The 24,756-nt window shown below is 63.9% G+C and carries 22 protein-coding genes and 1 riboswitch; of the genes, 10 read left to right on the forward strand and 12 right to left on the reverse strand.

Annotated elements, in window-relative coordinates; translation table 11 throughout:
- Positions 1-13: 13 nt before the first annotated feature.
- The 5 genes from LXM94_RS09500 to LXM94_RS09520 all read left to right on the forward strand — a co-directional run bounded on the left by LXM94_RS09500 (position 14) and on the right by LXM94_RS09520 (position 4,674).
- Positions 14-1,102, forward strand: a complete 1,089-nt coding sequence (locus LXM94_RS09500) for an ABC transporter substrate-binding protein (protein WP_268965071.1) — start codon at positions 14-16, stop codon at positions 1,100-1,102.
- Positions 1,103-1,202: 100 nt separating this feature from the next.
- On the forward strand, positions 1,203-2,240 hold the full coding sequence (locus LXM94_RS09505) for an ABC transporter ATP-binding protein (RefSeq protein ID WP_235770968.1): 1,038 nt from the start codon (positions 1,203-1,205) through the stop codon (positions 2,238-2,240).
- A complete protein-coding gene (locus tag LXM94_RS09510; protein WP_235770969.1) occupies positions 2,237-3,091 on the forward strand; it encodes an ABC transporter permease in 855 nt (284 codons plus the stop codon). Before LXM94_RS09505 ends, LXM94_RS09510 begins: the two co-directional genes overlap by 4 nt.
- On the forward strand, positions 3,088-3,885 hold the full coding sequence (locus LXM94_RS09515; protein ID WP_235770970.1) for an ABC transporter permease: 798 nt from the start codon (positions 3,088-3,090) through the stop codon (positions 3,883-3,885). The genes LXM94_RS09510 and LXM94_RS09515 overlap by 4 nt, the downstream gene beginning before the upstream one ends.
- 9 nt (positions 3,886-3,894) lie before the next feature.
- Positions 3,895-4,674 (forward strand): carbon-nitrogen hydrolase family protein, encoded by a 780-nt coding sequence (locus tag LXM94_RS09520; protein ID WP_235770972.1) that lies wholly within the window; start codon positions 3,895-3,897, stop codon positions 4,672-4,674.
- Positions 4,675-4,717: 43 nt separating this feature from the next.
- On the opposite strand, the gene LXM94_RS09525 is transcribed toward LXM94_RS09520, so the two are convergent.
- The 9 genes from LXM94_RS09525 to LXM94_RS09565 form a co-directional block, all read right to left on the reverse strand.
- Positions 4,718-5,371 (reverse strand): pentapeptide repeat-containing protein, encoded by a 654-nt coding sequence (locus LXM94_RS09525; RefSeq protein WP_235770973.1) that lies wholly within the window; start codon positions 5,369-5,371, stop codon positions 4,718-4,720.
- A gap of 239 nt (positions 5,372-5,610) precedes the next feature.
- Complete coding sequence (locus LXM94_RS09530; protein WP_235770974.1) at positions 5,611-7,104, reverse strand: nucleobase:cation symporter-2 family protein; 1,494 nt, start codon at positions 7,102-7,104, stop codon at positions 5,611-5,613.
- A gap of 189 nt (positions 7,105-7,293) precedes the next feature.
- A complete protein-coding gene (gene thiD, locus LXM94_RS09535; protein WP_329605598.1) occupies positions 7,294-8,046 on the reverse strand; it encodes a bifunctional hydroxymethylpyrimidine kinase/phosphomethylpyrimidine kinase in 753 nt (250 codons plus the stop codon).
- Positions 8,043-8,648, reverse strand: a complete 606-nt coding sequence (locus LXM94_RS09540) for a thiamine phosphate synthase (protein ID WP_235770975.1) — start codon at positions 8,646-8,648, stop codon at positions 8,043-8,045. Before LXM94_RS09540 ends, thiD begins: the two co-directional genes overlap by 4 nt.
- Positions 8,645-9,418: a thiazole synthase gene (locus LXM94_RS09545; RefSeq protein ID WP_235770976.1), complete on the reverse strand. Its 774-nt coding sequence runs from the start codon at positions 9,416-9,418 to the stop codon at positions 8,645-8,647. The genes LXM94_RS09540 and LXM94_RS09545 overlap by 4 nt, the downstream gene beginning before the upstream one ends.
- 1 nt (position 9,419) lies before the next feature.
- Positions 9,420-9,617: a sulfur carrier protein ThiS gene (gene thiS, locus LXM94_RS09550; RefSeq protein WP_235770977.1), complete on the reverse strand. Its 198-nt coding sequence runs from the start codon at positions 9,615-9,617 to the stop codon at positions 9,420-9,422.
- Entirely contained in the window at positions 9,614-10,600 is a 987-nt protein-coding gene (gene thiO / locus LXM94_RS09555) for a glycine oxidase ThiO (RefSeq protein ID WP_235770978.1), read from the reverse strand. The genes thiS and thiO overlap by 4 nt, the downstream gene beginning before the upstream one ends.
- A gap of 2 nt (positions 10,601-10,602) precedes the next feature.
- Positions 10,603-12,423 (reverse strand): phosphomethylpyrimidine synthase ThiC, encoded by a 1,821-nt coding sequence (thiC, locus tag LXM94_RS09560; protein ID WP_235770979.1) that lies wholly within the window; start codon positions 12,421-12,423, stop codon positions 10,603-10,605.
- Positions 12,424-12,516: 93 nt separating this feature from the next.
- Positions 12,517-12,649: riboswitch (TPP riboswitch) on the reverse strand.
- A gap of 64 nt (positions 12,650-12,713) precedes the next feature.
- Positions 12,714-13,487 (reverse strand): metallophosphoesterase, encoded by a 774-nt coding sequence (locus LXM94_RS09565; protein WP_235770980.1) that lies wholly within the window; start codon positions 13,485-13,487, stop codon positions 12,714-12,716.
- A 157-nt stretch (positions 13,488-13,644) separates the two neighbouring features.
- Between LXM94_RS09565 and LXM94_RS09570 the strand changes: the two genes are divergently transcribed.
- The 3 genes from LXM94_RS09570 to LXM94_RS09580 are packed head-to-tail and all read left to right on the forward strand — an operon-like array spanning position 13,645 to position 18,626.
- Positions 13,645-14,256, forward strand: coding sequence for a TetR family transcriptional regulator (locus tag LXM94_RS09570; RefSeq protein ID WP_235770981.1), 612 nt, complete (start codon positions 13,645-13,647; stop codon positions 14,254-14,256).
- Between the two features lie 55 nt (positions 14,257-14,311).
- On the forward strand, positions 14,312-15,454 hold the full coding sequence (locus LXM94_RS09575; protein ID WP_235770982.1) for an efflux RND transporter periplasmic adaptor subunit: 1,143 nt from the start codon (positions 14,312-14,314) through the stop codon (positions 15,452-15,454).
- Positions 15,455-15,476: 22 nt separating this feature from the next.
- Complete coding sequence (locus LXM94_RS09580; protein ID WP_235770984.1) at positions 15,477-18,626, forward strand: efflux RND transporter permease subunit; 3,150 nt, start codon at positions 15,477-15,479, stop codon at positions 18,624-18,626.
- 15 nt (positions 18,627-18,641) lie between these two features.
- Here the strand turns inward: LXM94_RS09580 and LXM94_RS09585 are convergent, their stop codons facing one another.
- Positions 18,642-19,190, reverse strand: a complete 549-nt coding sequence (locus LXM94_RS09585; RefSeq protein ID WP_235770986.1) for a cupin domain-containing protein — start codon at positions 19,188-19,190, stop codon at positions 18,642-18,644.
- 143 nt (positions 19,191-19,333) lie between these two features.
- Here LXM94_RS09585 and LXM94_RS09590 point away from each other — a divergent pair, with 143 nt between their 5' ends.
- On the forward strand, positions 19,334-20,671 hold the full coding sequence (locus LXM94_RS09590) for an aspartate aminotransferase family protein (protein WP_235770987.1): 1,338 nt from the start codon (positions 19,334-19,336) through the stop codon (positions 20,669-20,671).
- A gap of 117 nt (positions 20,672-20,788) precedes the next feature.
- Complete coding sequence (locus LXM94_RS09595) at positions 20,789-21,547, forward strand: 4'-phosphopantetheinyl transferase family protein (RefSeq protein WP_235770988.1); 759 nt, start codon at positions 20,789-20,791, stop codon at positions 21,545-21,547.
- 92 nt (positions 21,548-21,639) lie between these two features.
- Here LXM94_RS09595 and ltrA read toward each other — a convergent pair whose 3' ends face one another.
- Positions 21,640-23,049, reverse strand: coding sequence for a group II intron reverse transcriptase/maturase (gene ltrA, locus LXM94_RS09600; RefSeq protein WP_408015615.1), 1,410 nt, complete (start codon positions 23,047-23,049; stop codon positions 21,640-21,642).
- A gap of 663 nt (positions 23,050-23,712) precedes the next feature.
- Complete coding sequence (locus tag LXM94_RS09605; protein WP_235770990.1) at positions 23,713-24,618, reverse strand: LysR substrate-binding domain-containing protein; 906 nt, start codon at positions 24,616-24,618, stop codon at positions 23,713-23,715.
- Positions 24,619-24,756 lie beyond the last annotated feature (138 nt).

Consider the following 24,756-nt stretch of genomic DNA (forward strand, 5'->3'; position numbering starts at 1 on the left):
CAGGAGAAAGATCATGCGTGATATTCTGAATGCCTCGCTCAGCCGGCGCGCGGTGCTCGGTGCCGGGGTCGCCGGTGCTTCGCTGCTTGCCATGCCGGCAATCCTGCGCGCGCAGGACAAGTCGTTGAAGGTCGGCGTCTACGGCGGCTACTTCAAGGATTCCTTCGACAAGAACATCTTCCCGGAGTTCACCAAGGCGACCGGCATTGCCATCGAATCCGTTGCCGAGCCGACAGGCGAAGCCTGGCTCGTCCAGCTCGAACAGGCCGCCAAGGCCGGCCAGGCACCGGCCGATGTCTCGATGATGTCGCAGGTCTCCATGCTCAAGGGCCAGTCGACCGAGCTATGGGCGCCGCTCGACACAGCGAAGATCCCGAACGCCTCGAACCTCATCGATCACTTCGTCAACAAGTATCCGGACGGCCGCATCGCCGGCATCGGCGCCGTTGCCTGGTACATCACGCTGGTCACCAACACCGACGCGTTCAAGGAAGCACCGACCTCCTGGGAAGCACTGTGGGATCCGGCGAATGCCGACAAGCTCGGCCTCCTTGCGCTCGTCTCCAACTCCTTCCTGCTCGAAGTGACGGCCAAGACCTTCCTCGGCGGCACCAATGCGCTGGACACGGAGGAGGGCCAGATCAAGGCCTTCGAGAAACTCGCGGAAGTGAAGCCGAACGTCCGGCTCTGGTATCGCGACGAAGCCCAGTTCGAACAGGCACTGAAGTCGGGCGAGATCCCGATGGGTCAGTACTATCACGACGTGACGGGCCTCGCCGCTGCCGATGGCCATCCGGTCCGTTCCACCTTCCCGAAGGAGGGCGGCATCATGGATTCCGGCTGCTGGTCGCTGTCGCGCGCTTCGGAGAAGGTCGAGGAGGCGCATGTCTTCATCGACTACATGAGCCAGCCGGCGATCCAGGCCACGCTGTCGCGCAAGGTCGGCACCGCGCCGACCGTCAAGCGGGAACTGACGGACCTGACGGTCGAGGAATTCGCAGCCGTCTCGTCCGACATCGATCCGATCATTCCGCGCTATGATCTCTATCAGACGAAGTCCGACTGGCTGAACCAGAAATGGACGGAGATGATCGCGGGCTGACAGCCTGACGAGAGAGAACCCGTTCAGGCCGGTCGCTAAGTCCCTCCATGGGAGAGGGCGGCCGGCCCGCTTGAACAGCTACCAGCGCCGAGTGGAGCCCATGTCCGGATTGATCCTCCAGAGCATCACCAAGCAGTTCGGACCGTTTACGGCGGTGAAGAACGTCGATCTCGTGGTGCCGCACGGCACCTTCGTCTGCCTCCTCGGCCCTTCGGGCTGCGGCAAGACCACGCTGATGCGAATGGTCGCCGGCCTGGACCTGCCGACCTCCGGCGCGATCCGGCTGGACGGTGCGGACATCACGCACGTGCCGACGCACAAGCGCGATCTCGGCATGGTCTTCCAGTCGCTGGCGCTGTTTCCGCATCTGACGGTCGGCGAAAACATCGCCTATTCGCTGCGCATCCGTGGGGTGGGCAAGGAGGATCAGAAGAAGCGCGTCGACGAGCTTCTCGCGATGATCCATCTGCCGGGCTACGCGGAACGGCCGGTGGCAAAGCTCTCCGGCGGCCAGCGCCAGCGCGTCGCCATCGCCCGGGCGCTCGCCATATCGCCGAAGCTCTTCCTGCTCGACGAGCCGCTTTCCGCCCTCGACGCCAAGCTGCGCGAGGCGATGCAGGTGGAACTGCGGCAATTGCAGCAGAGCCTCGGCATTACCACCATCGTCGTCACCCACGACCAGCGCGAGGCGATGACCATGGCCGACACGGTCGTAGTGATGAGCGGCGGCGAGATTCGCCAGGCTGCACCGCCGGTCGAGATCTACCGTCGCCCGGCCGATACCTTCGTCGCAGACTTCATCGGCATGACCAACCTCCTCGACTTCGAGACGGATGGAACAGGACGGATCACGGTTCTCGGCACGCCGGTGGAAGGCCTCGTCGCGCCGAACGGCACGGCCAGAGGCATCCTCTCGGTGCGGCCGGAAGACGTGCACCTGACCGCACCCGGCAATGGCGCGATCGGCGGCACGGTGACCTTCGTGCGCGACCTCGGCGGCACGATCGAGACCTTCGTGGAGGCCGGCGGAAAACAGGTGGTCGCCGTCTCCATGCCAAACGCCCGGCCGGATGTATCCGTCGGGCAGGGCGTCGGCATCAGCCTCAACCCGGCCGATTGCGTGGTGTTGAAGTCATGAGACGCGAAGCCCCGCAGAAGCTTGCCGATTACGGCCCGCTCGTCTTTCCGGCAGGCATGCTGGTCGTTTTCTTCGTCGTCCCCTTCGCGACGATGATCGCCGTCTCCGTCTTCCGGCGCGATCCGGCAGGCTTCTATGCGCCGGACTTCGTCCTCGACAACTACGCCCGCTTCCTCAGCCTTTTCTTCGGCAAGGTCCTGGGTTTCTCGCTGTTCCTCGCCGTCGCGGTCGCGATCTGCTGTATCGTCCTTGCTGTACCCTTCACCTACCTGCTTTCGCGCGCCAGACGCAGCAGTCAGGTACTCTGGCTCGTGGTGCTGCTCTCGGTCCTCTCGCTTTCCGAAGTCATCATCGGCTTTGCCTGGTCGACGCTATTCTCGCGCACGGCAGGCATCACCAACCTTTTCGTGGCGATCGGCCTGATGGAGCAGCCGGTGGCGCTCAATCCGAGCTTCGGCGCAGTGTTGACCGCCATGGTCTATCAGGCACTGCCCTATACGGTACTCGTACTCTATCCCGCCCTGGTGCGGCTCGATCCGACGCTGACCGAAGCTGCGCGTACGCTCGGCGCCTCGCCGCTCAAGGCTTTCTTCACGGTTGTCGTGCCGGCGCTCCGCAACACGATCGTCGCGACGCTCATCATGGTCTTCATCTTCGCCCTCGGCTCCTACCTGCTGCCGCAGATTCTTGGCCGGCCGCAGCACTGGACGCTCTCCGTGCTCATCACCGACCAGGCGATCTACCAGTCCAACATGCCGTTCGCCGCCGCGATGGCCGTCTTCCTCGTGCTCGTCACGCTCGGCCTCGTGGCGCTGACGGTCTATGCCGGTCGCAAGGGAGAACCCGTATGACCGCGCTTCTACAACGGGTCTATTTCGCGCTTTTCGGTCTGTTCCTGGCATTGCCGCTCATCGTCGTGGCGGGCGTCTCGGTCAACGAGAAGCAGAATCTCGCCTTTCCGCCGGAAGGCTTCTCCCTCGGCTGGTACGGCGAGATCTTCGCCAATCCGGAATGGCGGAACGCGCTGTTTGCCTCCGTGACGCTTGCGGCGCTCTCGGCGGCCGTGGCGCTGCTGATCGCGCTGCCGCTCGCCTGGTTCCTCTGGCGACGCCACGCGCCCTGGGCGAACATCTTCCAGCTTCTGGGCGTTGCACCCTTCACCCTGCCGCCGGTCATCACGGCGCTCGGCCTCCTGACCTTCTGGGCGACGACCGGCTTCTACGGCCAGCCGTTCACCGCCGTCATCAGCCACGCGATCTTCTTCGTGACCTTGCCGCTGGTGACGCTGTCGCTCGGCTTTTCCTCCATCGACCGTTCGCTGGTCGAGGCGGCGGCCACGATGGGCGCCGATGACCGCACGATCTTCCGCACGGTCGTCCTGCCGCTGATCCTGCCCTATCTCGTGTCGGGCTACGCCTTTGCCTTCGTTTTGTCGCTCAATGAATATATCGTCGCCTACATGACCGTCGGCTTCACCATGGAGACCCTGCCGATCAAGATTTTCAACGCGCTGCGCTACGGCTACACGCCGACCATGGCCTCGGTGACGATCCTCTTCGTCGCAATCGCGGCTGTCATTTTCGGTCTTGTCGCCCGCTTTGGCGACCTCCCGAAGCTGCTGGGCGCGATGTCGGGCAGGGACTAGGGCAGAAGGATGAAGATCGCCGCCCTACAGATGCAGCCTGTCGCAGGCGATGTGGAGGCCAATATCGCCCGCATTTCGGAAGCCGCGAAGGAAGCTGCGGAAGCGGGCGCGAAGCTGCTCATCGCGCCGGAACTCGCGGTGACGGGCTACGGGGCCGGTGCTGCCTTTGCCGCTCTTTCATCGCCTGCGACCGGCTGGGCGTTGCAGAGGCTTTCGGCAATCGCGCGCGACAACGGGCTTGCGGTCATTGCAGGTTTCGCGGAACGGGAAGGTCCTGTCACCTACAACAGCGCGCTCTTCACGGACGGTATCGGCACCCATGCCGTCTACCGCAAGTCGCATCTCTACGGCGACTACGAGCGGCAATGGTTCACGCCCGAGCGTCCGACCTCGATCATGGTCACGCTGTGCGGCATCCGGCTCGGCATGCTGATCTGCTACGATGTGGAGTTCCCGGAAAATGTCCGGCGCCTGGCGCAGGATGGAGCCGACCTCGTCGTGGTACCGACGGCCCTGCCGAAGGGCTGGGCAGGCGACTTTATCGCGGGCAAGATGATCCAGGTCAGGGCCTTCGAGAACCAGGTCTTCGTCGCCTATGTCAACCACTGCGGCGCCGATGCGAAATTCACCTATGCCGGACTGACGCGCGTCGCCGCGCCCGACGGCAGCCTGCTCGCCGAGGCGCCGGCCGAAGGAAACACCCTGCTTGTCGTGGAGATCCGTCCCGACGATTTCGCCCGCTCCCGGGAAGAGAATACCTATCTCGGCGATCTGGCGCGCATCGGCTGACGGTACGTCGTCCTCGCCGCGGCCGCCTCCCGACGCACCGGCTTCAATCGAATGGACAGGGCCAACTCGATGGCGCCGCCAGGCCTTCGGGGAGTTTGGTATCGGCGTTGCCGCAGGACAGGTTGATCTGCTCCTGTGTGAGACCTTTCGCCTGCGTGAGGTCGATGCCCTCGATGCGTGTCAGATACATGAAGGCACGGTCGAAGACGAGAGATCCCTCGAAGATCGTATCGGAGAAATCGGCCCGGGACAGATTCGCGAGCGTGAAGCGGGTGCCGGTTATCGTTGCGCCTTTGAACTCGGCGCGCCCGAGTTCGGCCTTCTCGAAATCGGCGTTGGTAAGGTTGGCGCCGGAGAAGTCGGCTCGCTGCAGTTCTGCCCCGACAAAGGAGGCTCCTTCGGCCTGCATGTTCGAAAATCCCGTCCTATATCCTTCGACCTTCTGGAAGTTCGTCTTTTCTGCCTTGGCGCCCTTCAGCCAGGCGCGCACGAGCGTCGTCTTCTCGAGGCTCGCTCCACTGATGTCCGCGCCGGAGAGATCGGTCAGGCTGAAATCGGCACCGTCGAGCTTCGCTCCCTGAAGCGGGCTGCCCTGCAGCATGATGTTCTTCTTGCTGCAGTCGGTCCAGTCGACATAGTTGGCGGGGAGGGCTCCGCAGGCGGCTCCATGGGCGGGTGCGCTGGCGAGAAGTGACACAAGGGCGGCTGCGCAGAATGAAGAACCGGCCGCCAGTGTTCGTCTTGTCACGCCTCGTGCCACGCCAGTCCTCCCGTCGACAAAGCCTCAGTGCCTTCACATGGAACTACACAATAGCGATTTCAACGCTTTTCGCGTCAGAAACACGCGTAACACGAAAGAATGATCAATCGATGATCGCCACACCGAAGACGGGTGCGGCGGCGGCGCTCGTCTTCGTTATGTCGCGGTCCGTGGCCTCAGTGGCTGTCGGCCAGCTTGGCGGCCGCGACCGAAGCCGCCTCCTTCCCGTCGACGCCGTTGAAGAAAGCGTTCAGCAGCACAGCCGTCAGGGAGGCCAGCACGATGCCGGATTCGATCAGCGGATGGATCGCATGCGGCATCCAGATCAGGAAGTTCGGGGCGATCAGCGGAATGAGTCCGAAACCGACCGAAACGGCGACGACGAAGAGGTTGTTGCGCGAGGTTCGGAAGTCCACCGTCGAGAGAATGCGGATGCCCGTCGCGGCGACCATGCCGAACATCACGAGGCCGGCGCCGCCGAGAACGAACGTCGGCACGGCCTCCACAAGCGCGCCCATCTTCGGCACGAGACCAAGCACGATCATGATCGCGCCGCCCATCACACAGACATAGCGGCTCTTCACCCCCGTTACGCCGACCAGCCCGACATTCTGCGAGAAGCTCGTATAGGGGAAGGTGTTGAAAAGGCCGCCGATGACGGTGCCGAGTCCGTCCACCCTCAGCCCCGCCGTCAGTTGCTGCCGGGAGACCTGACGCTGCGTCATTTCGCGGAGTGCCAGGAACATGCCGGTCGATTCGATCATCACGACGATCATGACCAGCGTCATGGTGAGGATGAGGACCGGATCGAAGATCGGCATGCCGAAGCGCAGCGGGGTTATCACCTCGATCCATCCCGCCGTCGCGACGCGATCGAAATGCATCATGCCGAGCAGGGTGGCCAGCACGCATCCGATCACGATGCCGATGAGCACCGCGATATTGGCGATGAGGCCGCGGCCGAAGCGGGCAACGAGCAGGATGCTGATAAGCACGACCGCCGACAGCGCCACATGGCTCGGCTGGGCATAGATCGGGTTCGGCGTGGTCGCCGTCAGCGTGAGGCCCTGCGGCAGAGCGGGCACGCCCGCCGCTCCGGACTCCGCCAGCGCCTTGACCGAAGCGAGCCATTCGGAATGGGCAGGATCCACCAGCTTCGGTGCCGTCGGGCCGAACGGATTGCCGAAGACCCAGTTGATGCCCACCCGCATCAGCGTCACGCCGATGACGAGGATGATCGTGCCGGTCACAACCGGCGGAAAGAGCCGCAGCAGGCGACCCATCAGCGGGGCAATGAGGAAGGCGATCAGACCGGCGCCGATGATGGCGCCAAAGATCAGCCGTGCACCCTCGACGCCCGGCGTCATGGTCGCCATCGAGACCATGGGGCCAACGGAGGCGAAGGTCACGCCCATCATCACCGGCAGTTTGATGCCGCAGTGGCGCGTCAATCCGAAGGACTGGATGATGGTGACGATGCCGCAGACGAAGAGATCGGCCGAGATAAGATAAGCCACATCCTCGGGGCTGAGCTGCAATGCCCGCCCGACGATCAGCGGTACCGCGACCGCTCCGCCATACATCACGAGAACATGTTGAAGCCCCAGCGTGCCGAGCCTGCCGAGCGGCAGCTTCTCGTCCACCGGGTGTACGGAATTGGTGTCGGCCATGATACCCTCCATCGCATCGACCGGATGGCTTCAACCAGTCCTCCACCGCCTGAAGCCGGGCTATCATTCGTGCGACCGAAGGAAGCAACAACTTGTTTGCAGGGCGAAACTGTTTCTGGATTCCGAAGGCAATAGGCACTGTGCCAGAAGCCTGAGCGTCGCCGATCACTGTCGAAAATGCAAGCCTGATTATTGCAGTGCAACAAGTGCCGCGTGGACGTATGCCTTGGCTTGCGAGATCGCCGTCTCCGTGTCCAGACCGGCAGCAAGTCCGCCGGCGACGGCGCTCGACAGCGCGCAACCCGTTCCCCGCATCGATGCTTGCAGCCGCGGCAGGGTGAAACGCCGGGGAGGGCGGTCCCGGTACAGGAGAATGTCGGTGGCCATCTCGCCCGAATCCCCGTGCCCGCCCTTGACGAGCACCGCGCCGGCGCCGGCGTCCAGCAGGTGCCGCGCCTGTCCCAAGGCGTCCGCAGCGTTCGTTGCAGTCGGACCTCCCGCCAGCGCTGCGAGTTCCGGCAGGTTCGGCGCAACAAGGCTCGCCAGCCGGAAGAGCCGTCGGCGCGATTCCGCAAGCCCCGGTCCGGCGGCAAGAGCGCCACCCGACGAGGCGGCGAGAACGGGATCGACGATGACGGGCAGGACCGGATGAGCGTCGAGCACATCGCAGACCGCGTCGATCACGTCGGCCGTGGGGAGCATGCCGATCTTGATGGCGCCAACTGCATCCGCTTCGAGCGCCGCCCGCATCTGCGCAGCAACAAGCGCCGCCGGAATGACTTCGACATGGATGACCGCCGCATGGGTCTGAACGGTTACCGCCGTGACGGCGACGCTCGTCGAGAGGCCCATGGCGGCGAGTGTCGCGATATCGCGCACGATGCCGGCGCCGCCTGACGAGTCCGACCCTCCCACGACGAGAACACGGCCATTTGCCCTCATCGCCAGGATTCCGTTGCCGCGATCCATTCGCGCGCTCGCGCTTCCGGATCGGCGTTGAGGGTGATGTCGGTGACGACGGCAGCGCTGTCGGCACCGTTCGCGAAGACGGCCGGCAGGCGTTCCGGGTTAAGACCGCCGATCGCAACCAGGGGCAGCGGCGCGACGCGCCGTTTCCATAACCCGAGACGTTCGACACCCTGCGGCGCCCATCGCATCTTCTTGAGGATCGTCGGCCAGACCGGACCGAGCGCCACATAGTCTGGTCCTGCGGCAAGCGCCGTGTCGAGTTCGGTTTCGTCATGGGTGGAGAGACCGAGCTTCAGGCCGGCGGCGCGGATGGCGCCGACATCGGCCGCAGCCAGATCCTCCTGGCCGAGATGCACGAAGTCGCAGCCCTCTTCGATCGCAATCCGCCAGTGGTCGTTGACGACCAGCTGGCAGCCTTGGGCGGCGCAGGCGGTTCGTGCACGGCGGATTTCGGCGCGCAGCCGGTCGTCCGGCTGGTTCTTCATGCGCAGTTGCACCAGCCTGACGCCGACCGGCACGAGGCGCTCGATCCAGTCCGCGCTGTCGACGATGAGATAGAAGGGATCGAGCTTCATGAGAAGACGGCCTTTCCGATGACGGGGGTGGAGGGAACAGCCATGTCGCGCGGTTCGAGCGGTACCGCAGCATGCGCAAGGCGGCCGGCCTCGATGGCGAGCGCGAAGGCTTCGGCCATGGCGGCCGGGTCACCGGCGCCGGCAACGGCGGTGTTGAGCAGCACCGCATCATAGCCGAGTTCCATGACCACGCTCGCATGCGAGGGGCGGCCGATGCCGGCATCGACGATCAGCGGGATTTCGGGAAAGTGCGCGCGGAAGGCCCGCAGCGCCGTCGGGTTCACCGGCCCCATCGCCGAACCTATCGGCGCGCACCAGGGCATCAGCACGCGGCAACCGGCCTCCAGCAGCCTTTCCGCAACGACGAGATCGTCGGTTGTATAGGGAAAGACCTGAAAGCCCTCGCCGGTCAGGATGCGCGCCGCCTCGACGAGACCGAAGACATCGGGTTGCAGTGTATCATGGTGGCCGATCACCTCCAGCTTGATCCAGTCGGTGCGAAAGACCTCGCGCGCCATCTGCGCCGTCAGCACGGCTTCCTTGACGCTGTGGCAGCCGGCGGTATTGGGCAGAACGCGCACGCCGAGCTCGCGGATCAGCTCGAAGAAGGCGCCACCGCCCTTGCCGCCAGCTGTCTCACGGCGCAGCGACACGGTAACGATCTCCGCCTGCGAGCGCCGCACCGCCTCGGCGAGTATGGTGGGGGAGGGGTAGCGGGCCGTGCCGAGCAGGAGGCGCGATTGTACGTCGACATCGTAGAGTTTCGGCATGTCAGCCTCCCTGCATGGGCGAGAGGATTTCGATGCGGTCGCGCTCGCCGAGCGTGAAGGTGTCGCGGTCCTCGCGGTGCACCAGTTCGCCGTTCACCGCCGTCGCCAGCCAGTCGCCCTCGTAGTCGAGGACGGAGAGCAGGTCCGCGAGCGTTGCGGCCACGACGACCTGTTCCTCGCCGTTGATGATAAGGGTCACGACGCCCGCCTTTCCGGTTGTTTCTGTTGTGCGAGGAGCCGCCGCGCGACCTCTCCGGCCATGGCCGGGGCGAGCAGGAAGCCGTGGCGGTAGAAGCCGTTCACGTGGATCGTGCGACCATCGTCCGTCACGCGCGGCAGGTTGTTGGGAAAGGCGGGGCGCACGCCGGCGCCGGTCTCGATGAGCCTTGCCTCGCCGAAGGCCGGGTGCAGCGCATAAGCGGCGTTCAGCAATTCCATCAGCGAGCGGGCGGTGATCGGGCCGGCATCCTCGCTCTCAATCATCGTCGCACCGATCATGAAACGATTTTTTTCACGCGGCACTATGTAGACCGGGTGGCGCGGATGCAGCAGGCGGACGGGGCGGGAGAGATTTACCTCGTCGGTTTCAAGCGCCAGCATCTCGCCCCGAACGCCGCGAAGCTCCGGCATGTGGCCGATCCGCGAGGCGCCGGTGCAGTCGATCACCCGGTCGTAGCGGCCCTCGTCCGCTTCGCCGGTTTGAGCGAAGAGGAACCGCATGCGGCCTTCCTCAAGCCCCGCCGTCAAGGCGGAAAGCGCTTTTCGCGGATCGAGATGCGCCTCCTGCCGGAAGAACAGCGCCTTGCGGAAACGGCCGGCGAGATCCGGCTCCAGAGCTGAAATCCCCGCATCGTCCAGCCATTCCCAGCCGCTGGTTCGGCCGGCGAAGTGGTCGAGCTCGCCGGCATCACGGCCGGCGGCCACGACCAGCGTTCCCCGCCGGCGCACATGGCCGGGCAGCGCGGCCTCCCACCAATCGGCGGCGAGGCGTCCGAGCGCCAGAACCGGCTCTTCAGCACTTTCCCGTTCGCACCACGGCGCCAGCATGCCGCCGGCGAAGCCGGAGGCACCGGCGCCAGCCTTTTCGGCGCGCTCCTTGATCGTGACGTCGAAACCGTGGCGATAGAGCTGCCAGGCGACGGTGAGGCCGGCGACGCCGGCCCCCTTGACGAGGATGCGCATGGTCATTCTCCGGCCGGGGTTTCGAGCGGCATGTAGAGATCGCCGCCATCGCGGAATTTTGCCGCCATCGCCTCCAGCCCCTCCTTCTGCGCCTCGGCGCGGATGTCGTGGGAAATCCGCATGGAGCAGAATTTCGGACCGCACATGGAGCAGAAATGCGCCACCTTGTGCGCCTCCTTCGGCAAGGTCTCGTCGTGGAACGAGCGCGCCGTCTCCGGGTCGAGCGAGAGGTTGAACTGGTCCTCCCAGCGGAACTCGAAGCGCGCGCGGGAGAGCGCGTCGTCGCGCAGCTTTGCCGCCGGGTGGCCCTTGGCGAGGTCGGCGGCATGCGCGGCGATCTTGTAGGTGATGACGCCGACCTTGACGTCGTCACGGTCGGGAAGCCCCAGATGCTCCTTCGGCGTGACGTAGCAGAGCATGGCGGTGCCGAACCAGCCGATCATCGCGGCGCCGATGCCCGAGGTGATGTGGTCGTAGCCCGGCGCGATGTCGGTCGTCAGCGGCCCGAGTGTGTAGAAGGGCGCCTCGCCGCAGACCTCCAGCTGCTTGTCCATGTTCTCCTTGATCTTGTGCATCGGCACGTGGCCGGGGCCCTCGATCATGACTTGGCAGTCCTTCGCCCAGGCGATCTTGGTCAGTTCGCCGAGCGTCTCCAGTTCGGCAAATTGCGCGGCGTCATTGGCATCGGCGATCGAGCCGGGGCGCAGGCCGTCGCCGAGCGAAAAGGTGACGTCATAGGCCCGCGCGATGTCGCAGATCTCGCCGAAATGCTCGTAGAGGAAACTTTCCTTGTGATGATGCAGACACCACTTGGCCATGATCGAGCCGCCGCGCGAAACGATGCCGGTGACGCGGCTGACGGTGAGCGGGATATAGGCAAGCCGCACGCCGGCATGGATCGTGAAATAGTCGACGCCCTGTTCGGCCTGCTCGATCAGCGTGTCGCGGAAAACCTCCCAGGTGAGGTCCTCGGCAATGCCGTTCACCTTTTCCAAAGCCTGGTAGAGCGGAACAGTGCCGATCGGGACCGGCGCGTTGCGGATGATCCATTCGCGGATATTGTGGATATTCCGGCCGGTCGAAAGGTCCATGACCGTATCGGCACCCCAGCGGATCGCCCAGACCATCTTCTCCACTTCCTCGGCCATGGAGGAGGTGACGGCGGAATTGCCGATATTGGCGTTGATCTTGACCAGGAAATTGCGGCCGATGATCATCGGCTCGGATTCCGGATGGTTGATGTTGGCCGGGATGACCGCGCGGCCGCTAGCGACCTCCTGGCGGACGAAGTCCGGCGTGACGAAATCCGGGATATGTGCGCTAAAACTCTCGCCGTCGCGGACGAGCGCTTCCTTCACCGCCTTGCGGCCGAGGTTTTCGCGGATGGCGATGAATTCCATTTCCGGCGTGACGATGCCGGCCCGCGCATAGGCAAGCTGGGTCACCGCCTTGCCGTTCGTCGCCCGGCGTGGGCGGTTGCGGATCGGGAATTCCGGCGTCAGGCGCTCGCCGGTGGCAAAACCGTTGTCCTCCGGGCGGATATGGCGACCCTCGTAGTCTTCCGTATCGCCGCGGGCTGCGACCCAGCTTTCGCGAATCCGCGGCAGGCCGCTTTCGACCGCCACGACATGGGCGGGGTCGGTGTAGGGACCGGAGGTGTCGTAGACGACAACCGGCGGTTCGCCCGCGGTCGGGTGCAGGGCGATCTCGCGCATCGGCACGCGGATGTCCGGATGCCGTTCGCCGGGAACATGGATCTTTCGCGAGGCGGGCAGGGCGCCGGTGGTGACGGCCTGGGTGAGATTCTGGGCGGCAATATTCATCGTGAGGCTCCAAGGTTCAAAGTTGGAGACCCAGTCACAAAGCCGGAATGATGGAAGGACGCCGACACGGAATCCGGGTGCGGATTGCGAATCTCGTCAGCGCTTGCACCGTCCCTACGCCAGCATGAACTGGATCAGGTTCAACGGGTCACTGCGCTGCGAAGGGCCGAAGCCCCGGATGCCAGCAGTATCTCAGCCCCTTGTCGGGACCCCCCTGGTGAATGCCCGATCATAACGGCGCGGGGGGACGACATGCAAGAGGGAATGTCCCTTTGCTGCGCGAAGCTCTTTCAACGGTGCGGTAGAAGGCGTGCCCGATCGGCGTCGAGGCGGACCACCGTCAGGCGCCCGGTGGCGAAACAGGCCGTATCGATTGCAATGCGGTCATCGCTGATGACCGGAACTTCGACAGGCGTATGCCCGTGCACGACGGTGAGCGGCAGGCACGGTCCCTCGCTGAGAAACGGCTCGCGTATCCAGAGCAGGTCCTGATCCTCCTGATGTTTCAGCGGCACGCCAGGCCTCAGCCCCGCGTGAACGAGAACGAAGCGGCCGACGGTCGCAAGCGCCGCCAGATCCTCGAGGAACCGGATATGCCGATCCGGCACCGTTTTCTGAAGACGTTCGGCAAGCGCCATCTTTCCGTCGGTGGATCGCAGGAAAGGATCGGGATCGATGCCATAGGCGCGAAACGTCGCGTCGGCACCGAAGTCGAACCAGGCGAAATTGCCGGCGGGATCGCGCAGGAAGCGGAGAAAGGCATCATCATGGTTGCCACAAAGGGCGATGCGCCGGAGAGCATCCTCGTGATCGTCGCGGGCGAGATGGTCGAGCACCAGCGATGAATGCGGCCCCCGGTCCACATAATCGCCGAGATAGACGACGGTTGCCCTTCGGTCGCCGCCGCCGAGGTCGGCAAGGATTCGGCGTTCGGCGTCGAGCAGCTGGGCGAAGCATCCGTGGACATCGCCGATCGCATAGACCGGAAAGGCTGACCCGTCGAGCGTCAGCCGGCTACGGAGCGGGAAGGCGGTGCGGCGAAAGCGGTGCAGGATCGATTTCATTGCTCCTGCAATAGCCCCGTTCATTCGGCGGGAACAGTGGCAGATCGCATGAAGGCGCGATGCAGGCACTGCAATGACCTGCGACACAATTGACGTATGACGACTTTCGAGCTATGAATGACGAAATTTGAAAATCGTCACTCGTCAGGGTCACGCCATGAATGACATTGCCCTTCTTGAAGCCGGACAGGATGCGGTGCGCCAAGAAAACATCAACCGCATCCTGGATGTAGCGGAGCGCCTCTTCCGCCACTATGGCTACAGCAAGACGACAGTCGCAGATATCGCACGCGACCTCGGCATGTCGGCTGCGAATATCTACCGGTTCTTCGCCTCCAAGCAGGACATTCACCAGGCGCTCTGCAGCCGCATGCTGCAGGCAGGCTACGATCTCGCCCGTTCGGTCGCCGAAGAACCCTCAAGCGCTGCCGAGCGGCTGCGACGCTACGCCTCTACGCAGCATCAGATGACCGTCGATACCATGCTCGATCAGGAGAAGGTGCACGAGATGGTCGTCGTTGCGATCGAGCGTGACTGGCATGTCATCGAAAAGCACATCATCAGATTGCATGCGATCGTCGCGGAGATTATCGCGGATGGCATCGCGGCCGGCGAGTTCCGCCCGCAGGATCCCGTCATTGCGTCGAAATGTTTCGGCGCGAGCCTCGTTACGCTGTGCCACCCGCAGATGGTTGCGCAGTGCCTGATGAAAGAAAACCAGGCGCGGGCCGAAGACCTGATCGAATTCGCCATACAGGCGCTGCGATGACCGAATGCGCTCGCCGCGCGATCGGTGGAAGCCCATTTTTTGTTGGAGAGCGAAGATGATTTCGCCAGTGTTTGTCAAATTTCGGTTCACCCCCCTGCTGTTCCTCTCGGCGCTCGCGCTGGCCGGATGCACCGAGACGGAGAAGCCCGAAGCCGCCGTCGACGCGCCGCGCCCCGTCAAGGTCGTGGAGGTGAAGGTGCCCGAAGCAACGCGCAGCCTCGACTATTCCGGCCAGGTCAGGGCGCGGCGTGAAATGGCGCTTGGATTCCGGGTGTCCGGTAAAATTACCGAGCGGCTGGTGGACGTCGGCGACCGCGTCGCGCGTGGCGACGTTCTCGCGCGGCTCGACACCTCCGACTACGAGTTGCAGGTGCGCTCCGCCGAGGCGAACGTCGCCGCGGCGGAGCGACAGGTCGAGACCACGGAGCTCGCATTGAAGCGCGCTCGCGATCTGTTCGCAAAGAATGTGACGTCGAAGTCCAGCCTCGAACAGGCGGAGCTCTCCTACAACCAGGCGGTGGCTGCACGCGACGATGCGGCGAGCACGCTGGACCAAAGTCGCAATCAGGTGCGCTACACCGATCTCACGGCCGCCGAAAACGGCATCGTGACGGAGGCGAACGGCGAGGTCGGTCAGGTCGTCTCGTCGGGGACGCCTGTCGTGACGGTTGCCGTCGATGGCGAGAAGGAGGTGCTGGTCGCGGTCCCGGAAACGGACATTCTCGCCTTTCAGCAGGGCAAGGCGGTCGATGTCGGGTTCTGGTCTTATCCGGGTCTCGACCTGAAGGGCAAGGTGCGCGAGGTGGCCGGCAGCGCCGATCTGCGCTCCCGCACCTTCGCGGTGCGCATCGGCATCCCGGCCGACGAACGTGTGTTGCTTGGCATGACCGCGATGGTGCAGGCGGCGGCCGCCGGCGGCGAGACGCTGGTGAGCATCCCGCTGACGGCGCTCGCGGAAATGAACAGGAAGCCGATCGTCTGGACGGTCGATCCTGCGAGCGCGACGGTCCATGCACGGGACGTCGAGGTCGTATCCTTCAACGACAGCGGCGTCCGCATCGCCAAGGGACTTTCGGCCGGCGACCTCGTCGTCGCAGCCGGCACGCAGTTCATGACCGAGGATCTCAAGGTCAAGATGCAGGCGGATGTGGTGCAATCGGCCCTCTCCGCTTCCGCCGACCACGTCACGATGCGCTGAGCCGGAAACGAGGAGCAGGGCCATGAACACGTCCACCGACGACAAGCGTTCGTTCAATCTTTCCCGGTGGGCGATCGGCCATCCGAGCATCGCCCGTTTCCTCTTCGGGCTCATCATCGTCGCCGGCGCGTTCGGCCTGATGAGCATGGGACAGAAGGAGGACCCTGATTTCACCTTCCGCGTCATGGTGGTGCAGGCGGTCTGGCCGGGCGCCTCCATCGAGGACATGCAGGATCAGGTGGTCAACAAGATCGAGCGCAAGCTGCAGGAGACGCCGCATCTCGACTGGGTTAAATCCTACACCCGAGCCGGCAGCGCCATCATCACGCTGCAGGTCAAGGGCGACACGGATGCCCAGGACGTTGCCGATGCCTTCTACCAGGCCCGCAAGAAGGTCGGCGACATCGCGAACGAACTGCCCGACGGCCTGCTCGGTCCTTATTTCAACGACGAGTTCGGCGACACCTTCATCACCCTCTATTCGCTCTCTGGCGAAGGCTACAGCTACCCCGAGCTCAAGAAATTCGCGATACAGGCGCGTGACATGCTGCTGACGACACCGGGCGTCGAGAAGGCGGTCATCATCGGCGACCAGCCGGAGAAGATTTTCATCGACGTGTCCTCGAAGGCACTCGCGGAGCGTGGTTTGACGCTCACTGACCTGCAGAACGCCATTGCCGGCCAGAACAGCGTCGATCCGGCCGGCTCGATCGATACCGGCCAGCAATCTGTCCGCATTTCCGTCGAGGGCGCCGTCGACCGGGTGGACGACATCCGCGAGCTTCGGCTGCGCGCCGGCGACCAGGTGACGCGTCTCGGCGATATCGCCACCGTTACGGCGGGTCTCGAAGACCCCTACCAGCGCAAATACCGCTTCAACGGCCGCGACAGCCTCCAGGTCGGCGTGGTGATGGCCAAGGGATTCAACGTGACGGATGTCGGAACGGCCATCGCGGAAACCTTTGCCCGCTTCGAAAGCGCGCTGCCCTATGGCGTCGCGGTCGACCAGATCTCCGACCAGCCGGAGGTCGTGCGCGAGGCGATCGGCGAGTTCATGAAGGCACTCGGCGAGGCCCTGGCGATCGTGCTCGTCGTCTCGTTCCTGTCGATCGGCTGGCGCTCCGGCCTGGTCATCGCCATCGCCATTCCGCTCGTGCTCGCGGCAACCTTCGCCATCATGTACGAGCTCGGCATCGACCTGCAGCGCATCTCGCTCGGGGCGCTCATCATTTCACTCGGCCTTCTGGTGGATGACGCGATGATCGTCGTCGAGATGATGGAACGAAAGCTGGAGGAGGGGCTCGTCAAGATCGACGCGGCAAGCTTCGCTTATTCGTCCGCCGCCTTTCCGATGCTGACGGGAACGCTTATCACCACCGCGGGCTTCATCCCGGTCGGCTTCGCCGAGTCGACGGCCGGCGAATATGTGCGGTCGCTGTTCTACGTGGTCGGCATCTCGCTCGTCGTGTCCTGGTTCGTGGCGGTCTATTTCACGCCCTGGCTCGGCTACATGATCTTGAAGCAGCGTCACCATGCCGGCGAACACCACGACGTCTTCGACACCCGCTTCTACCGGCGGCTGCGCGCGACCGTCGGCTGGGCCGTGCGCCATCGGCTGATCGTGCTCGCGCTGACCATCGGTACCTTCGTCGGCAGCCTGTGGGCCTTCCAGTTCATCCCGCAGAACTTCTTCCCGCAGTCCTCGCGGCCGGAAATCCTCGTCGACCTCTGGCTGCCGGAAGGCACCAGCATCAAGGAGGTCGAGACGCAGGCGAAGGCCCTCGAGGCGCGCATGATGGATGACGACGACAAGCGGTTCATCGCCACCTATATCGGCGAGGGTGCGCCCCGGTTCTTCCTGCCGCTCGACCAGCAGCTCCGCAACCCGAACTTCGCGCAGTTGCTCATCATGGCGAAGGACGAGCCGGCGCGTGAACGGTTGATCGTCAAGCTGCGGTCCATTCTGGCCGCCGACTTCCCGTCGATCCGCTCCAAGGTCGACCGCCTGTTCCTCGGGCCGCCGACCGGCTGGCCCGTGCAGATACGGGTGATCGGACCCGAACGGGACGAGGTGCGGCGCATCGCCGATCAGGTCAAGACGAAGTTCCAGGAAAATCCGCAGCTGGCGGCCATCCACGACGACTGGCTCGAACCGGTGCCGGGCATGAAGCTCGTCATCGACCAGGACCGCGCCCGTGCGCTTGGCGTCACATCGCAGCGTATCCGCCAGATGCTGCAGGCGACGATGAGCGGTGCGCCGCTCGGCGACTTCCGGGACGGCGAGGAAACCGTGTCGATCGTCGCCCGCGAACCGGACGACAGCCGCCGGTTGCTGACGGCCGTCGACTCTGTCTATATCCCGACGGACTTCGGCGGCTTCGTGCCGCTGTCGCAGGTCGCCAAGGTCGTTCCGGTCTTGGAACAGGGCATCGAATGGCGGCGGGACCGCCTGCCGACGATCACCGTACGCGCCACTCTGCCCGACGGCGTTCAATCGAACGACGTGGTGCTGAAGCTCTACGGCGCGTTGCAGCCCCTTCGTGACGGTCTTGCGCCCGGCTACCGCGTCGAGATTCAGGGTGGGGCCGAGGACTCGGCCGAAAGCCAGGCGTCGATCGCGGCCAAGGCACCGATCATGCTGCTCGTCATCCTCGTGCTGCTGATGGTCCAGCTCCAGCACTTCGGCAAGGCGATGCTCGTGCTCGCCACCGGCCCGCTCGGCATTATCGGCGCAGCGGCCGCGCTCCTCATCAGCGGCGCGCCCTTCGGCTTCGTCGCGATCCTCGGCGTCATCGCGCTTCTTGGCATCATCATCCGCAACTCCATCATCCTCGTCGACCAGATCGACCAGGATATCGCGGCGGGCATGGAGCGTTCCGAGGCGATCATCGGTGCGGCCGTCCGCCGGTTCCGCCCGATCATGCTGACGGCGCTGACCGCGGTTCTCGCGCTGATCCCGATCTCGCGCGGCGTCTTCTGGGGACCGCTCGCTTACGCGATGATGGGCGGCATCCTTGTCGCGACGGTCCTGACCATCCTCGTCCTGCCGGCCGCCTACGCGCTGTTCTTCGGCCGGGAGACAAGGACGCATGAGCAGGAGCCGGTCGACGTTCAGGAGACCGGGGAGGCGCAGAAGCCCACGCCGTTCCGGCCGCAGATCGCCGCCGAATAGCGGGCAAACGGTCTCCTAGAAGGTCGGCGGCGTGCAGGCGCTGATGACCGCGCAGGGCACGGGCCCGACGCAGCGGAAGCGGTGGGGTCTGCGGCTTTCGAAATAATAGGCGTCGCCAGGACCGAGGATGCGGCGGTCGTCGTCGACGGTCACCTCCAGCCGTCCGGAAATCACGATGCCGCCTTCCTCTCCCTCATGCACCAGCGGTATCTTTCCCGTATCGGAGCCCGGCTGGTAGCATTCCTTCAGGATCTGCAAGCTGCGGCCGAAGAGATTGTCGCCGACCTGGCGATAGGAGATCCCGCCCTTGCCGATCTCGATCATTTCCTCGGCGGCATAGAAGGCCTTGATCGGCCGCTCCGGCTCGAAGGCAAAGAATTCCGCGAGCCCGATCGGAATGCCGTCGAGAATGCGCTTCAGAGCGCCGACCGACGGGTTGGAGGCGTTGGATTCGATCAGCGAGATCGTCGAATTGGTGACGCCGGCGCGCTTGGCCAGTGCGCGCTGCGAGAGATTGTGGGCCATGCGCAGATGGCGCAACCGGTTGCCAATATCGACGGACATGTTTCCTCGCCTGTTTCGAGTGTTTGAAATATCGAAATGTTGCTGTCATCAGATACCATTTTCCAGATGGTTATGGCCAATCAGAAAAGGACTTGTTGTATCTGGCAAATCATGGCGTCAATCGACGATCACAGGAGATCGCCATGAACGTCCACAATCGCCCCAACACACCCGTGCTCGACAGCTACTGGATGCCGTTCACCGCCAACCGCCAGTTCAAGGCCGCGCCGCGTCTGCTCGCCAGCGCCGAGGGCATGTATTACACCAGTACCGACGGCCGGCGGATCCTCGATGGCACTGCGGGACTGTGGTGCGTCAATGCCGGTCACGCGCGCCGCGAGATCGCCGCGGCGGTCGAACGGCAGCTCACCACGTTGGACTTCGCCCCGTCGTTCCAGATGGGGCATCCGATCGCCTTCGATTTCGCGGAACGGCTGGCCGAGAACGCGCCGGGTCCGGAAGGCGCAAAGCTGGACCGCGTCTTCTTCACGGGCTCCGGGTCCGAATCGGTCGATACGGCGCTCAAGATCGCGATCGCCTATCAGCGGGCGATCGGACAGGGCACCCGCACGCGGCTTATCGGTCGTGAGCGCGGCTATCATGGTGTCGGCTTCGGCGGCATTTCCGTCGGCGGCCTTGTCAACAACCGCCGTGTCTTCCCCCAGCTCGCGGGCTCCGACCATCTGCGCCACACGCACGATCCGGCGCGGAACGCCTACGTCCGCGGCCAACCGGAACACGGGGCGGAGCTTGCCGACGACCTGGAGCGGCTGGTGGCGCTGCATGGCGCTGAAACGATCGCCGCCTGCATCGTCGAGCCCGTCGCCGGCTCCACCGGCGTGTTGATCCCGCCGAAGGGTTACCTGGAGCGGCTGCGCGCGATCTGCGACCGGCACGGCATCCTCCTGATCTTCGACGAGGTCATTACCGGCTTCGGTCGGCTCGGCATGCCGTTTGCGACCGACTATTTCAGCGTGACACCCGATATCGTCACGACCGCAAAGGGGCTGACCAACGGCGCCATCCCGATGGGTGCGGTCTTCACCAGCCGCCCGGTGCATGACGCACTGATGCAAGGGCCGGAAGGCCAGATCGAGCTCTTTCACGGCTACACCTATTCCGGTCATCCCGCCGCCTGTGCCGCAGGCCTCGCGACCCTCGACATCTACCGCGACGAGGCGCTTCTGACGCGCGCCGCCCTGCTGCAGGACGCTTGGCACGACGCCATGCACGGGCTGAAGGGACTGCCGCATGTCATCGACATCCGCACGATCGGGCTCATCGCCGGTATCGAGCTCGCTCCGCGGGAAGGGGCGCCCGGCGCGCGCGCCTACGACGTCTTCGTCGACTGCTTCGAAAAGGGGCTGCTGATCCGGGTCACCGGCGACATCATCGCCTTCTCGCCGCCGCTGATCGCCGAGAAGAAGCATATCGAGGACATCGTGGCGATGCTGGGAGATGCCTTGCGGCGCGCTGCCTGACGGCGGCCGCCGCCTCGGACGGCGGCTTTGCAGTGCCCACGCGCCGTCGGACTTGTGATCGGACGCCGCCGCCGATTATGATTGCGTCCGCTCCCCGCGGGCGCAACGGAGATCAACTTGGTTTTTGCCGAGCACTCGATAGAGGACAGTGAGGGGTGCGTTCCTCGGCAAGCGCCGGATGGCGGCACGGGCGTGGTGATCGCCGCGCCCGTTTGTACGGTGATCAGCGCCCTTGCCGGAGGCCGGGCGCTGAGCGCGGCCGAAACGGCGCGGGCCGCGGCGTTCCACCACCGTGAGGACGCGGAACGTTACCGTGCCGCTCATCTGCTTGCGCGCGCAATGATCGGTGCTGCTATGGCGCGGCCGGCGGAGAACCTCGTCTTCGACAGGTTGTCGAACGGCAAACCGGTCCTGTCGGACGCCGCAGGCATCGATTTCAACCTGTCGCACAGCGGCGACTGGGTCGCCGTCGGCCTGATGCGGTCCGGCCGGATCGGTGTCGACGTGGAGACCGAACGGCCGCAGCCGTTCTGGGAGGAGATCACGTTGTCCTTTCTCTCGCCGAGCGAAATGGCGAGCCTCCCGGAATGGGAGATCGGGCAGTTCCTGAAGACCTGGACGGCCAAGGAATCGGCCCTGAAAGCCGAGGGTTCCGGTTTCGCCATTGCACCGGACAGCATAGCCGTCACCGCCCGGAATGACGGGTTTTTCGTGGAGATCGGTTCCCGCCGGTTCGTCGGTTCATGGCTGTGGCTCGACGAAAATCATCTGCTTGCCGTCGCCACGGATTCCCTTCCACCGCGTGTCACTGTCTGCAACGAGCCGCACATATTGCCGGAAGCCTTGCGCAACATCGGCTCGTGGCCGGTCGAATGATGATGGTCGAGTAGCTATGCCATTCGGCTTCGCCCTCACAGATCCGGGCGGGCGGATTTCCCGCACCCGGCTCTTCCCGAGAGTAACCCGCGTCATATCCGTGCCTGCGCCCAAGTTCGAGTTATGCGAGGAACTGGCAGCGCGAAGCGTGCGGTCAGGATTCCGAACTCCACCCAGCTCATCCGACGACTCTTCTGACTCCGCCGTTTCAGGCAGCGGAACCAAGTGCGTCGAATTTGCCGGTAGAATCCGTTGAGCGAGGCATAGTTATGCGGCCTGCCATAGTAGCCATAGTGTCCTCGCAACACAGCAGCGAGCCACTTATGCTGCGTGGCTAATGGCGCGTGCATATGCCGCCATGCCCCCTCGCTAACCGCCTTCAGCTTTCGCGTCAGGCGTTTCCCTTCCGTCTTGTGCTTCACGATAAACCTGCCATCACGGGTCACTCCACAATAGTGAATGAAGCCCAGGAAGGCGAAGGTCTCGGGCTTTCGCTCGCCACGCCGTTGCCGAGTCAAAGCCGCGAACCGGCCAAACTCGATCAGCCGCGTCTTGCCTTCGTGAAGCGCCAGGCCAAAACTGCCTAGTCGCTCCTTGAGGGCCAGAAGCATTTCCTGCGCATCATCCTTGTTCTCGAAGCCCATGACGAAGTCGTCGGCATAGCGCACGATCACGATTCGGCCGCGTGCATAGCGTCGACGCCATTGATGAACCCACAGGTCGAGGATGTAGTGCAGGAAGATGTTGGCGAGGAGCGGACTAATGCCAGCTCCTTGCGGGGTACCCTTGTCAGTCTCATACGTCTCGCCGCTCTCAAGGATTCCCGCCCGCAGCCACAGCCTGATTAGCTGGAGGATACGGGGATCGGCTATCCTGTGCGCCACCATCTGCAGCAGCCACTCGTGGTCAACCGAGTCAAAGAAGCTGCGGATGTCGGCATCGAGCACCCAGTTCACGCGCTGGCTCATGATCGCTGTATGCAATGCATCCAGTGCCATGTGCGGGTTACGCCCTGGTCTGAAGCCATAGGAGAACCCGCAAAAGTCGGCCTCATAGACGGCACTAAGCACTTCAGCGACCGCGCCCTGGACGATCTTATCCTCCAGGGCGGGCACTCCAAGTGGCCGTTTTCCGCCATCGGCTTTTGGAATGTAAACACGTCGCACCGGCTGTGGCCGGTAGCGACCCGTGTGGACCCGTTCGCAGAGATCGTGGAGATTTTGCTCCAACCTCTCCTCGTACTTCGCCACAGTCATCCCATCGACGCCTGCGCTTGCCTGCCGCTTTTGCCGTCTGAATGCACTATGAAGCGCATTCAGATCGACGTGATGCAGCAGTGCAGTGAACCGAGTTTGGGCAACCTGTCTGGCTGCCGCGTTCACTCGCTCGAGGTTTGGCATCAGGATAACCCGGCTCTGCGTCCGGACCCTGGCCTCCTCTTGCGAGATCCTCTCGGGCCGGTCCCTTCCCTCCACGCGTTTCGTTTCCTTCAACGGTTTCATTGGTACTATGAACCAGTCCGACTCCCGACCCCAGCTCGGTCAACAACTCCGGCAGTGCCTTGTTGTTGACCCCCACCAGAGACCAGTCTGGCGGACCCGGTCGGGCCTCTCATGTTCCGGTAACTGCCTTCCATGCGTGATCCGGCCATCGACCCCGACGGAGCGGCATCATCTCGCGTAACGACGATACTCATGTTGCCTTCGTGTTTAGGGAACACACTCGGCCTCCGTGAACATCCACCTTTCGAGGCTCATTCCCGCACCCCGCATGGCTCCTGTCTACACTTCAGACCCCGCGTTACCGCGACGCCCGCAAGACTCGGTCCCGGCTTGCCCGCTATGGCTTTGGCCGGATGGGACTTGCACCCACAAGCAGCTATCAGCTTGGCATGACGTACTCCCGAGGAGTGGTGTAGCTTCAACGTTCGCTGCGCTTTCCGGCTTGGGCCGGGAACGGATCAGCTTGCCGCAGCGGGCAGGCTACCGGCGGTGCCGGGCGGCTGAGTGCCCTGTTGCGCCAACATTCCGGACGCAGAAACCGGCGAGCTTCTGTGCTGCCGAACGTGGCTTCTGTGTTCCGGCGTGCAAATTTGCCCCCTTAGCCGGGTATTCGCCGGTGAAGACTATGTACGCCGCTAAGTGGTCAGGCAGCTCTCCCGATCCCTATCGGTCATGTAGATTTGACCAGAAACGCTCAACCGCCGCCGACCCGGTGCCCTGTTTTCGAATTGCGAGAACATTCAGATCCACGCGCAGAGCTCCCTCGCCGATGACACAGAGTTGGGCCTGCTCGATCTCCTGTCGAGCCGCGCTTTCCGGCAGCCAGCCGACGCCCTTTCCGGCAAGAACCATGCGCTTGACCGCCTCTGACATGGAGTTTTCATAGACCGTTCGAAAGGTCAGCTTCGTCTTCTGCATCTCATGCATCAGGTGGGCCTGGATTTTGCCGAGAAAACAATCGGAGGAATAGGCCACCAACGGAATGTCGTTGCTCTTGTTCCATGTTGCCGGATCAATGGCTGGCTGGCCGTTCTCATTCGTCGTACTCACGAGGTAGAATGGATCGACGCGGATCCTCTTCGACCAGAACTGCTCGGTTTGCAGCACCGGCGGTCCAAGCTCGTGGGCGTAGCAAAAGGCGATGTCGCACCTGCCGAGCGCCAGCGACTCCACGCAATCGTAGAAGTCCGTCGCATGCATCCGCGTCACGAAAGGTCCGGCGCTCTTCTCGATCCCGATCAACAGATCCGGGAAGAGGCTGAGAGCGATCGTGTGCAACGCGCTGAATGTGACCATCTCGACGCCGGCACGTGCCTGCTGGCGGCACTCGTCGCGAACGCGGTAGATCTCACGCATCAGCGCGCGGCTTGATTCCAGGAAGATCTCGCCGGCGCTCGTCAGTTTGACGGGGTAGGAACTGCGGTCGATCAGTTCCGTACCCATCCAGTTTTCGAGCGCGCGTATCCTGCGGCTAAAAGCAGGCTGGGTGACATGGCGCGCGGCGGCGGCCGTCGAGAAGTTACGAACGGCGGCCAGTTCCATGAAATCTTCAAGCCAGTTGAGCTCCATCGCAAACCCTATGCAATTTTTGCATAACCTATCAACAAACGGCATTTGCCACAACGCCCCCACGATGCCAGCTTGGTCTCCAAGGACGGGGATACATCGTCCGCAAGATTATTTTCCAGACAAAACAAGAGGGTGAAC

This window comes from Rhizobium alarense (genome assembly GCF_021555155.1).
Taxonomy (GTDB): Bacteria; Pseudomonadota; Alphaproteobacteria; order Rhizobiales; family Rhizobiaceae; genus Rhizobium_D; species Rhizobium_D alarense.

Coding starts and splice junctions, on each gene's coding strand:
- LXM94_RS09500 (WP_268965071.1), top strand. CDS start 14: ATGCGTGATATTCTGAATGCCTCGCTCAGCCGGCGCGCGGTGCTCGGT.
- LXM94_RS09505 (WP_235770968.1), top strand. CDS start 1,203: ATGTCCGGATTGATCCTCCAGAGCATCACCAAGCAGTTCGGACCGTTT.
- LXM94_RS09510 (WP_235770969.1), top strand. CDS start 2,237: ATGAGACGCGAAGCCCCGCAGAAGCTTGCCGATTACGGCCCGCTCGTC.
- LXM94_RS09515 (WP_235770970.1), top strand. CDS start 3,088: ATGACCGCGCTTCTACAACGGGTCTATTTCGCGCTTTTCGGTCTGTTC.
- LXM94_RS09520 (WP_235770972.1), top strand. CDS start 3,895: ATGAAGATCGCCGCCCTACAGATGCAGCCTGTCGCAGGCGATGTGGAG.
- LXM94_RS09530 (WP_235770974.1), bottom strand. CDS start 7,104: ATGGCCGACACCAATTCCGTACACCCGGTGGACGAGAAGCTGCCGCTC.
- thiD (WP_329605598.1), bottom strand. CDS start 8,046: ATGAGGGCAAATGGCCGTGTTCTCGTCGTGGGAGGGTCGGACTCGTCA.
- LXM94_RS09540 (WP_235770975.1), bottom strand. CDS start 8,648: ATGAAGCTCGATCCCTTCTATCTCATCGTCGACAGCGCGGACTGGATC.
- LXM94_RS09545 (WP_235770976.1), bottom strand. CDS start 9,418: ATGCCGAAACTCTACGATGTCGACGTACAATCGCGCCTCCTGCTCGGC.
- thiO (WP_235770978.1), bottom strand. CDS start 10,600: ATGCGCATCCTCGTCAAGGGGGCCGGCGTCGCCGGCCTCACCGTCGCC.
- thiC (WP_235770979.1), bottom strand. CDS start 12,423: ATGAATATTGCCGCCCAGAATCTCACCCAGGCCGTCACCACCGGCGCC.
- LXM94_RS09565 (WP_235770980.1), bottom strand. CDS start 13,487: ATGAAATCGATCCTGCACCGCTTTCGCCGCACCGCCTTCCCGCTCCGT.
- LXM94_RS09570 (WP_235770981.1), top strand. CDS start 13,645: ATGAATGACATTGCCCTTCTTGAAGCCGGACAGGATGCGGTGCGCCAA.
- LXM94_RS09575 (WP_235770982.1), top strand. CDS start 14,312: ATGATTTCGCCAGTGTTTGTCAAATTTCGGTTCACCCCCCTGCTGTTC.
- LXM94_RS09580 (WP_235770984.1), top strand. CDS start 15,477: ATGAACACGTCCACCGACGACAAGCGTTCGTTCAATCTTTCCCGGTGG.
- LXM94_RS09585 (WP_235770986.1), bottom strand. CDS start 19,190: ATGTCCGTCGATATTGGCAACCGGTTGCGCCATCTGCGCATGGCCCAC.
- LXM94_RS09590 (WP_235770987.1), top strand. CDS start 19,334: ATGAACGTCCACAATCGCCCCAACACACCCGTGCTCGACAGCTACTGG.
- ltrA (WP_408015615.1), bottom strand. CDS start 23,049: ATGAAACCGTTGAAGGAAACGAAACGCGTGGAGGGAAGGGACCGGCCC.
- LXM94_RS09605 (WP_235770990.1), bottom strand. CDS start 24,618: ATGGAGCTCAACTGGCTTGAAGATTTCATGGAACTGGCCGCCGTTCGT.